The sequence below is a fragment of the Bacteroides sp. AM54-2NS genome (assembly GCF_003602935.1).
In the GTDB taxonomy this organism is placed as follows: Bacteria; Bacteroidota; Bacteroidia; order Bacteroidales; family Bacteroidaceae; genus Bacteroides; species Bacteroides xylanisolvens.
Window position 1 is genome coordinate 1 of sequence record NZ_QTMZ01000030.1, and the last position, 11,758, is coordinate 11,758.

4 protein-coding genes and 2 pseudogenes are annotated in these 11,758 nt (G+C 43.2%); all 6 read left to right on the top strand.

Annotation, left to right across the window (positions count from 1 at the left end):
* The first annotated feature begins 151 nt into the window (after positions 1 to 151).
* Positions 152 to 2,488: pseudogene (locus DXA05_RS17345) on the top strand (beta-galactosidase).
* Between the two features lie 23 nt (positions 2,489 to 2,511).
* Positions 2,512 to 3,483, top strand: a pseudogene (locus DXA05_RS17350) (glycoside hydrolase family 43 protein); the annotation flags it as partial.
* Positions 3,484 to 3,865: 382 nt separating this feature from the next.
* Positions 3,866 to 6,331, top strand: coding sequence for an alpha-L-arabinofuranosidase C-terminal domain-containing protein (locus tag DXA05_RS17355; protein ID WP_128859420.1), 2,466 nt, complete (start codon positions 3,866 to 3,868; stop codon positions 6,329 to 6,331).
* 36 nt (positions 6,332 to 6,367) lie between these two features.
* Entirely contained in the window at positions 6,368 to 8,317 is a 1,950-nt protein-coding gene (locus tag DXA05_RS17360) for a glycoside hydrolase family 97 protein (protein WP_049702282.1), read from the top strand.
* 1,065 nt (positions 8,318 to 9,382) lie between these two features.
* Positions 9,383 to 10,423: a glycoside hydrolase family 43 protein gene (locus tag DXA05_RS17365; protein WP_049702283.1), complete on the top strand. Its 1,041-nt coding sequence runs from the start codon at positions 9,383 to 9,385 to the stop codon at positions 10,421 to 10,423.
* 14 nt (positions 10,424 to 10,437) lie between these two features.
* A complete protein-coding gene (locus DXA05_RS17370; RefSeq protein ID WP_128859421.1) occupies positions 10,438 to 11,733 on the top strand; it encodes a BNR repeat-containing protein in 1,296 nt (431 codons plus the stop codon).
* Positions 11,734 to 11,758: the final 25 nt, after the last annotated feature.

The window sequence follows — 11,758 nt, forward strand, 5'->3', positions numbered from 1 at the left end:
GATCGGGAATAAAATGAAATAAAGCAAATAGCGCACATTGGCGCTATTTTGCTTTATTTCTAACCCTTTTTGAATGATAATTATCCCCTCCTTTTTAGGTGAATCGCCTACCTTTGCCGTATACTATTAAAATTCTATTTTTGAATAAACCATGAAAAACAAAATCATTGCTTTACTGGTACTTTTTACAGTTATTCTCTTTAGTAGTGCACAGGCGCAAACCACTGCCCACAAATTTGAGGCGGGCAAGAACACATTCTTGCTTGATGGAAAACCATTTGTAGTGAAGGCGGCGGAGTTGCATTACACCCGTATCCCACAGGCTTACTGGAGTCATCGCATAGAGATGTGCAAAGCATTGGGAATGAATACGATTTGCATTTATATTTTCTGGAATATCCACGAACAGGAAGAAGGAAAGTTCGACTTCGCCGGTCAGAATGATATTGCCGCTTTCTGTAAACTTGCGCAGCAACATGGAATGTACGTCATTGTCCGTCCCGGTCCGTATGTGTGTGCGGAATGGGAGATGGGAGGACTTCCCTGGTGGCTGTTAAAGAAAAAAAACGTGGCCTTGCGCACGCTTGATCCTTATTATATGGAACGGGTAGGCATTTTTATGAAAGAAGTCGGTAAGCAATTGGCTCCGTTGCAAGTGGATAAAGGAGGAAACATTATCATGGTTCAGGTGGAGAACGAGTATGGCTCTTACGGAACCGATAAACCATACGTTTCTGCCGTGCGTGATTTGGTACGTGAATCCGGTTTTACCGATGTGCCTCTGTTTCAATGTGACTGGAGCAGTAACTTTACCAATAACGCACTTGACGACCTGATTTGGACTGTGAATTTCGGAACTGGGGCTAATATCGACCAGCAATTTAAGAAACTGAAAGAACTTCGTCCCGAAACTCCATTGATGTGTAGTGAGTTCTGGAGCGGATGGTTCGACCATTGGGGACGGAAACACGAAACACGTCCTGCGAAAGATATGGTACAGGGCATCAAGGATATGCTCGACCGGAATATTTCTTTCAGTCTCTATATGACTCACGGAGGAACGACTTTCGGTCATTGGGGAGGTGCAAACAACCCTGCTTATTCCGCTATGTGCAGTTCGTACGATTATGACGCTCCGATCAGTGAAGCCGGATGGACCACCGAAAAGTTTTTCTTGCTTCGCGATTTATTGAAAAACTATCTTCCGGGCGGTGAATCATTGCCTGAAGTCCCCGCTGCTTTGCCTGTTATTGAGATTCCCGAAATTCATTTCAATAAAGTGGCTCCACTATTCTCGAATTTGCCGGAAGCCAAACAAACAGTGGATATTCAACCGATGGAACAATTCAATCAAGGATGGGGAACTATTCTGTATCGGACCACACTGCCTGAAGCAACCCCCGCTGGAACCGTTTTGAAGATTACGGAAGTGCACGACTGGGCGCAAATCTATGCCGACGGCAAACTTCTGGCGCGTTTGGACCGTCGCAAAGGAGAATTTACTACGATTTTACCCGCACTGAAAAAAGGTACGCAACTGGATATTCTGGTGGAAGCAATGGGACGTGTCAACTTTGACAAATCCATCCACGACCGCAAAGGTATTACAGAAAAGGTGGAACTAGTTTCGGGTAACCAGGCTAAGGAATTGAAAAACTGGGCTGTGTACAACTTCCCGGTAGATTATTCTTTTATTAAAGACAAGAAATATAACGATACAAAAATACTACCGTCTATGCCTGCTTACTACAAGAGCACTTTTAAACTGGATAAAGTAGGAGATACATTCCTGGATATGAGCACATGGGGTAAAGGTATGGTTTGGGTGAACGGCCATGCAATGGGGCGTTTCTGGGAAATTGGTCCGCAACAGACCCTCTTTATGCCGGGTTGCTGGCTCAAAGAAGGAGAGAATGAAATTCTCATATTGGATTTGAAAGGTCCTGCCAAGGCTTCTATTAAAGGCTTGAGGAAACCTATTCTTGATGTGCTTCGTGAAAAAGCTCCCGAAACACACCGCAAGGATGGAGAAAAACTGAAACTGACAGGTGAGAAAGTAACACACGAAGGAGCTTTCACTCCGGGCAACGGCTGGCAGGAAGTACGATTTGCTGCTCCAGTGTAAGGACGTTATTTCTGTTTGGAAGCGCTTTCTCCGCAAGCAAATGATAACATCGCGGCAGTAGCAGAGTTCGATGTCCTGGGAGCTGATGGCAAACCGGTATCTCGTGAGCATTGGAAGATTCGTTATGCCGATAGTGAAGAAACACGCAGCGGCAACCGTACAGCCGATAAAATATTCGATTTGCAGGAATCTACTTTCTGGATGACTGTGGATAATGTCCCTTATCCTCATCAATTGGTGATTGACTTGAGTAAAGTGGAAACAGTGACTGGCTTCCGCTATCTGCCCCGTGCCGAGAAAGAATATCCGGGCATGATTAAAGAATATCGGGTGTATGTGAAATCTGCTGACTTTAATTACTAAACTATTGATGTACAAGCATTGAAATGATAATAGATATGAAAAAAAATATAATCCTTTTCGCACTCCTCTTTGTAGGAGTGTTGACTGGATATTGCCAACAATCTGCCTACCTGTTTGTTTATTTCACCGGCAATCGCATGAGTGAAGAAGCCGTCAGGATGGCTGTTAGTCTCGACGGATACAATTATAAAGCCTTGAATGGAAATCAACCGGTACTCGATTCCCGTGTGATTAGTTCAACAGGCGGAGTGCGCGATCCTCATATTTTACGTTGTGAAGACGGGAAGACATTTTATATGGTAGTTACAGACATGGTATCTGCCAATGGATGGAGTTCTAATCGCGCCATGGTATTGCTGAAATCGAAAGACCTTGTACACTGGACTTCCAATATCGTGAATATCCAGAAGAAATATCCCGATCAGGAAAACCTGAAACGTGTGTGGGCGCCACAAACGATTTATGACAAGCAGGCCGGAAAATACATGATCTATTGGTCCATGCAACATGGCAATGGTCCGGACATCATTTATTATGCATACGCTAACAAGGATTTTACCGATATAGAAGGAGAACCGAAACCGCTGTTTCTCCCGAAAAACGAAAAGTCATGTATTGACGGCGACATCATTTATAAAGACGGGCTTTATCACCTGTTCTATAAAACGGAAGGGAATGGAAATGGCATTAAGAAGGCTACTACTTCCTCTCTGACCTCCGGACAGTGGACGGAATCAGATGACTATAAGCAGCAGACGAAGGATGCAGTAGAGGGTGCGGGCATCTTTCCATTGATTGGCTCGGATAAGTATATCTTGATGTACGATGTGTATATGAAAGGCAAATACCAGTTTACGGAAAGTGCTGATCTGGAACACTTCAAAGTGATTGACCATGCCGTTAGTATGGATTTCCATCCACGCCACGGTACTGTTATTCCGATTACTCAAAAAGAATTGCAACGCCTTTTCAAGGCGTATGGTAAACCGGAAGGTTCTGATCCAAAGGAGGAAGGTCAAAACCCATCTAAATTAGAAATCATCCTCGCCACAGCTCCTTGTCGCGAAGATGATTTCGTTGAAAGGAAATTTGGGCACCTCTCATCTACAAATTCAATGAATTTCAAGCGGGTAATCTTCATTTCCAGATAAATACATTCACCCTTTCGTCTTTTTTTGAGTTATTAAGATAAGGTGGATTCACTATTGTAATCCAGGAAAATAGTATACGATATTGGAAAAAGTGTATATTTTACCCTTGTTTACTTGTTTCTTATATATTTTTAAGTGTAAAACAACCAATTATAGCTTGAAATATATCAGTTAGAATAATGAAAATCTTAACTTTGCGATTGATAATCTTAATGCAATAGATACCATGAGAAAATTATTCCTGTTTTTAGTTGTCTTGTTTTTGTCGTTTCAGCAAGTCACTTTAGCTGCAATCAAAGAAATGACGAGTACCCCCGATTCGGTTTATCTCTTTTCCTTCGCTACTTCCGGAGACGACGGACGTAGCGGGCTTCGTTTTGCCTGGAGCATGGATAAGGAAAACTGGTTTGAAGTCGGCCGGAACTACGGATATCTCCGGTGTGATTACAGCCGTTGGGGATCACAGAAGAAAATGCTCGACCCTTATTTGAAACAGTCGCCCGCTGGCGAATGGATATGTACCTGGAAATTGAATGATCGTGATGGATACGGTCAGGCCACTTCTAAGGACTTGATAAACTGGACCAGCCAGAAATATCCCCGTACTACTTCCGATTTTAACGGAACAAGAGTGAAAGCCGTAGTTGCCGGAGAGGAGCAGAAAGGAACTATCAACCGGGTAGCGTGGACTTTGGTAGATGGATTAAATAAGAATTATGGCTGGAATCAATATCGGAACTCATTGCATGGAGAACGTCCGGTACAGGATGGAGAACGTTTTGCCGGTTTGAAGCCTGTAAAAGCAACGGTCACCGTACAACCCGAACGTGCCAAGGCCATCAGCGATGTCTTGTTGGGTGCTTTCTTTGAAGATATTAATTATTCGGCAGACGGAGGACTCTATGCAGAGCTGATCCAGAACCGTGATTTCGAATACGACCCTTCAGACAGGGAAGGGGATAAGAACTGGAATAGTACTCATTCCTGGACATTGAAAGGAGATAAAACCACTTTCACCATTAACACTAGCGATCCTATTCATGCCAATAATCCGCACTATGCCGTATTGAATGTAGAACGACCGGGAGCCGCGTTAGAAAATACAGGCTTTGATGGTATCGCGCTGAATGTTGGAGAGAAATATGATTTTTCCATATTCGCGAGAGTTCCGCAGGGGCAATCAAATAAATTACAGGTTCGTTTGGTAGATGGAGAAGGAAATATATGTGGAGAAACTTCTCTGACTGTATCTTCCCGCCAATGGAAAACGTATAAAACAGTGATTACTGCCAAAGCAACCGCAGATACTCGCCTCGAAATCATTCCCCAATCTGCTGGAGAATTGAATCTGGATATGATTTCTTTGTTTCCGCAGCATACATTTAAAGGACGCAAGAACGGACTCCGCAAGGATCTGGCTCAAGTGTTAGCTGACATTCATCCCCGTTTCATCCGTTTTCCCGGTGGCTGTGTGGCTCATGGTGATGGTCTGAAGAATATCTATCAATGGAAAAATACAGTCGGTCCGTTAGAAGCAAGAAAGGCGCAACGTAACCTTTGGGGATATCATCAAAGCATGGGACTGGGATATTTTGAATATTTCCAATTCTGCGAAGATATTGGCGCAGAACCGCTTCCGGTATTGGCTGCTGGTGTTCCTTGCCAGAACTCTGCCTGTCACGGTGACTTGAGAGGCGGACAGCAAGGCGGTATCCCTATGAGCGAAATGGGGGCTTATATTCAGGATATTCTTGATCTGATAGAATGGGCAAACGGCGACGCTAAGAAGACAAAGTGGGGAAAGGTACGTGCCGAAGCAGGCCATCCGAAACCTTTCAACCTGAAATACATCGGTATCGGAAATGAAGATCTCATCACCGATATCTTCGAAGAACGTTTTACAATGATATTTAATGCCATCAAAGAAAAATATCCGGAAATGATCGTTGTAGGTACAGTAGGACCGTTCAATGAAGGTACAGACTACGTAGAAGGATGGAAACTGGCCGACAAACTGGGTGTGCCGATGGTGGACGAACATTATTATCAGACTCCGGGATGGTTCCTGAACAATCAGGACTTCTACGATAAATACGACCGTTCGAAAAAGACAAAAGTATATCTGGGCGAATATGCGACTCATATCCCGGGACGAAAAGCGAATATCGAAACTGCACTGACGGAAGCTCTTTATCTTGCTGCCTTGGAACGCAATGGAGACGTTGTACACATGACTTCCTATGCTCCTCTTCTCGCCAAAGAAGGACATACCCAATGGAATCCGGATTTGATTTACTTCAATAACCGGGAAGTGAAACCTACCACCGGATATTATGTGCAGAAACTCTACGGACAGAATGCCGGAAACGAATATCTGCCGGCGAAGATCACTTTGGATAATAAAGACGATAAAGTGCAGAAACGTTTTGCTTCTTCCATTGTCCGCGATTCGGCAAGTGGAGATGTAATAGTGAAGTTGGTCAACTTACTTCCTGTAGAGGTGAATACTCATGTCGACCTTTCCGGAATCGGTGTGATACAGCCTTCTGCAAAGAGAACCGTACTGACCGGCAAACCGGCAGATACTCCGCTACCTGTTGAAGATACGGTGGAAGTGGCAGAAAAGTTTGATTGCCAATTGTCTGCCTACTCTTTTACGGTGATCCGGATAAAAAAGGCAAATGAGAAATAACAGGAAATAAATGAAGAACATAATAACATGAATAATATGAAGAAGATAATAAGCACTCTACTGGTGGCTGGTTGCTGTCTGACTTCGCTGATGGCACAAGACGTGGTCGTGAAAGGACCGGATGAAAAACTGCAATTGGTTGTCTTTACTTCCCCTACCGAAAAGCCAAGTTATTCCATTACCTATAATGGGAAAACCATGCTGGAGAAATCACCTTTGGGTATGAACACGAATATTGGTGACTTTGCTAAAGGAATGAAACTGACAGGGCATACGGTCACCCCGATTGATACCGTCTATCGTCAGGATCGTATTAAAACCTCACAAGTGCATTATCAGGCAAACGAGCTGAACTGTCAATTTGAGAATCCGAAAGGACAGAAAATAGATGTTGTCTTTCGTGTCAGCAACAATGATGTAGCTTTCCGTTATACCCTGCCGCGTCAGGATGGAAAAGGAAGTGTAACGGTGACTGCCGAAGAAACCGGTTTCCGTTTCCCGCAACAGACTACTACTTTCTTGTGTCCGCAAAGCGATGCCATGATAGGATGGAAGCGTACAAAACCCAGTTATGAGGAAGAATACAAGGCAGATGCTCCGATGAGTGACCGTTCCCAGTACGGGCATGGTTACACCTTCCCTTGCCTGTTCCGTATTGGTGACGATGGTTGGGTGCTGGTTAGCGAGACAGGAGTGGACAGTCGATATTGCGGCTCACGTTTAAGCGATGTGAGCGAAGGTAATCTGTATACGATTGCTTTCCCGATGGCAGAAGAAAATAATGGCAACGGAACGGTTGCTCCGGCATTTGCCTTGCCGGGAGCTACTCCCTGGCGTACCATAACAGTTGGCGAAACTTTGAAACCGATTGTGGAAACAACTGTTGCGTGGGATGTCGTGCGTCCTCTTTATGAAACAAAATATGACTACCGTTTCGGACGCGGCACATGGAGCTGGATTCTTTGGCAGGATGGTAGTATCAACTATGACGATCAGGTGCGATATATTGATTTTGCTGCGGCAATGGGATATGAGTATGCGTTGATTGATAACTGGTGGGATACGAACATCGGTCGCGACCGCATGAAGTCTTTGGTAGAATACGCACGTAGTAAAGGCGTGGAACTCTTCTTATGGTATAGCTCTTCCGGTTATTGGAATGATATTGAGCAAGGACCGGTTAATCACATGGACAACGCCATTATTCGCAAACGGGAGATGAAATGGTTACAGAGTCTTGGAGTAAAAGGCATTAAAGTCGATTTCTTTGGTGGTGACAAGCAAGAGACGATGCGCTTGTATGAAGATATCTTGAGTGATGCTGACGATCACGGCCTGATGGTGATCTTCCACGGTTGTACAATCCCTCGCGGATGGGAACGCATGTATCCGAATTATGTAGGTAGTGAAGCCGTACTGGCATCCGAGAATATGGTATTCAACCAACATTTCTGCGATGAAGAAGCCTTCAATGCTTGCCTGCATCCGTTTATCCGCAATGCAGTGGGTAGCATGGAATTCGGCGGTTGTTTCCTGAACAAACGGCTGAACCGCAACAATGACGGAGGAACTACGCGTCGCACTACTGATATATTCCAACTGGCCACTACCGTATTATTCCAAAATCCGGTACAAAACTTTGCGCTTGCTCCCAACAACCTGGAAGATGTTTCTCCTGTTTGTATGGACTATATGAAAGCGGTTCCTACCACTTGGAACGAGACACGCTTCATTGACGGATATCCTGGAAAATATGTCGTGTTGGCACGTCGTCACAATGATACTTGGTATCTGGCTGCTGTGAATGCAGGAAAAGAAACATTGAAGTTGAAACTGGATTTAGAGATGTTTGCCGGAAAAACGGTTACCCTGTATAAGGATGATAAGAAAGGAGAGCCACAGCTTGTGCCGTTGAAAGTGAAAGAGAACGGTAAAGTGCAGCTGGAGATTCTTCCGCAGGGAGGTGCTGTATTGGTAAACAAATAGATGATAGTTCTACCGTTTGTTGTGGGATCATGTGGCAATGATTGTTCGGTAAAAGTTTGATAGAATCAATATTTATAGCATAATTTATGTAGCATTTTTTATGCTACACAAATTGTGCTATGAATAATTGCTTGAATATAAACAATATAGACTGCTTTCTTTATTCTTTGAATGAAATCATATTTGAGAAATGTTTCGTGGATATAATTCATTCAGTTGTGGTTGCAGACATTGCCTTACGCTGGTATACTAAAATAATCATATTCAAGAAAAGACCCTTCACCTTTCACAATGCCCTGTTCATCGGCATTAGCGGGTGAAGGGCTGGCTTTCACCTTCCTTTCACCTTTCTACCCTGGCTTTTACAGCTGTCTAGTCTGCTAAATCTTTTATCTATAGCTGGCAGGAGAAGTATTAATAGATGGTTTCCAGACTATTATAAGAAAACTTCTTTTCTATAAGGGACAAACTTCCTTTGTATAGGACCTAAACTTCTTTTGCATTATAAGAAAACTATAAATGCAAGCTTTGATTATATAAATGCAAGTTCCATTTATATAATTGCAAGTTCTGTTTTTATAAACGCAACTTTCATTTATAGATTGCATTTAATGAAAAGTAAGTTTGCATATTGGTAATAGGAAGTTTACCTATAATCAAAAGAAAGTTTGTTATTAATGAAAGAGAGGGCAGTTAGTAATGAATAAGGAAGCAGGTAAGGTATGTCTTCAGAAGCATAGATAGAGAAGTGCCATATAGGATTAGGAAACCGGATTATCAGAAAAGCATTTTATGTGTATATATAAATGACCTGCTCGACCAGAAAATCACTTTGTGTTGAAATCGGGTAGGTTCTTTTTATTGAGTGAACTGATAGGTGAAATCCCTATCCCTATCGTATTATATGGTAAACGCGGGCTAAAATCGAAGTGCAAATGCTCTGTAATATCGTGCATTTAGCGGAGAATGATTGTTTTTTAGTCCTTTTTTGACACATAAGTGTACCTTTATATTTAATGTATCATCTATCTTTGTAAACAAGAAATCTTATTTAATATCATGAATATGAATAGACATTGCAGAATAATCAAGTGTATATTATCAGGAGTCGTTTGCGCGTTGTTATTGCCTGTATCAATGCAGGCACAAAAGAACACAGCATTTATCCCCGGACAAGTGTGGAATGATACGGATGGAAATCCGATCAATGCCCATGGTGGCGGACTTCTTTATCACAATGGTACTTACTATTGGTATGGTGAATACAAGAAAGGAAAAACGATTTTGCCGGACTGGGCTACGTGGGAGTGTTATCGTACAGACGTGACCGGAGTAGGTTGTTACTCTTCTAAAGACTTGCTGAATTGGAAATTTGAAGGAATTGTGCTTCCGGCAGTCAAAGACGATCCGAATCATGACCTGCATCCCTCCAAAGTGTTGGAACGTCCGAAAGTTATCTTTAATAAGAAGACCGGTAAGTTTGTAATGTGGGCACATGTGGAAAGTGCCGATTACAGTAAGGCTTGTGCCGGCGTGGCGGTTGCCGATTCTCCTGTCGGACCGTTCGTTTATCAGGAAAGTTTCCGTCCGAACAATGCGATGAGCCGCGATCAGACAGTTTTTGTGGATGATGACGGACGTGCTTATCAGTTCTATTCTTCGGAAAATAATGAAACCATGTATATTAGTCTTTTGACTGATGATTATCTGAAACCTAGCGGACGGTTTACTCGTAATTTCGTCAGAGAGTCTCGTGAAGCTCCGGCTGTGTTTAAATATAATGGTAAATACTATATGTTAAGCTCCGGTTGCACAGGCTGGGATCCGAATGTGGCCGAAATAGCAGTGGCCGATTCTATTATGGGAACGTGGAAAACGATTGGTAATCCTTGTACGGGACCGGATGCGGATAAAACGTTTTACGCACAGAGCACTTATGTTCAGCCTGTTATCGGAAAGAAGGACGCATACATCGCTATGTTCGACCGCTGGAAAAAGAAAGACTTGGAAGACTCACGCTATGTATGGCTGCCTGTACTTGTAAAAGACGGAAAGATAACAATTCCCTGGCATGAAAAATGGACTCTTTCCATCTTTGACAAATAAAAAAGAAGATAAGCATGAAACGGATATTACTACTACTTTGCGGAATAATACTTGTTCCTACTCTTGCTTGTTCCCAGCGTTTGGTGGAAGTAGGAAAGGGATATAGCTGTACTTCGGTCAATACGACGGTCTTTCGGAATAACTCGCTGGTGACGCACGGTGAGGAACAATATATCAGTTATTACGATAACGACGGCTATCTGATACTTGGAAAACGGAAACTGGATTCGAAACAATGGACTTTACACCGTACCCAATATCAGGGAAATGTAAAGGATGCTCATAATGTAATCAGTATGATGGTGGATGGAGAAGGTTACATACACGTGTCTTTCGATCATCATGGACATAAACTGAATTATTGCCGGAGCATTGCTCCTGGTTCTCTGGAACTGGGAGATAAAATACCGATGACCGGAATTGATGAAGGAAATGTAACCTATCCGGAGTTTTATTCTTTATCCGGAGGAGATTTACTGTTTGTTTATCGTTCCGGTTCTTCCGGTCGTGGTAACTTGGTGATGAACCGTTATTCGCTGAAAGAACATAAATGGACTCGTATTCAGGATATACTGATTGACGGAGAAAATAAACGGAATGCTTATTGGCAAATGTATGTCGATGAGAAAGGAACCATCCATCTTTCGTGGGTGTGGCGCGAAAGCTGGCATGTGGAAACAAACCATGATATATGTTATGCCCGTTCGTTTGATAATGGAGTGACTTGGTATAAATCAAGTGGAGAGCAATATGAACTTCCTATCAAATTGTCTAATGCAGAGTATGCCTGTCGTTTGCCTCAAAACTGTGAGTTGATTAATCAAACAAGTATGAGTGCCGATGCAGAAGGAAATCCGTATATAGCCACTTATTGGCGGGATCCCGACAGTAACGTGCCCCAATATCGTATCGTCTGGAACGATGGGAAAGTATGGCATCAACGGCAGATCACAGATCGCAAAACACCTTTTACCTTGAAGGGTGGCGGTACGAAAATGATACCTATTGCCCGTCCGCGTATTGTGGTAGAGGGTGGGGAAGTCTTTTATATTTTCCGCGACGAAGAACGGGGAAGCCGTGTCTCAATGGCACATGCGTCCGACGTCGGCATTAGTAAATGGACGATAACGGATTTGACCGACTTTTCCGTGGATGCCTGGGAACCGTCCCATGATACGGAGCTCTGGAAGAAACAGCGGAAACTTCACCTTTTTGTGCAACACACCCGTCAGGGAGATGGTGAACGTACAGCGGAAATTGACCCTCAAATGGTATATGTATTAGAAACAGATATGAATATAAATAAGTAAAGATATGAAGGAATTATCTGCAACT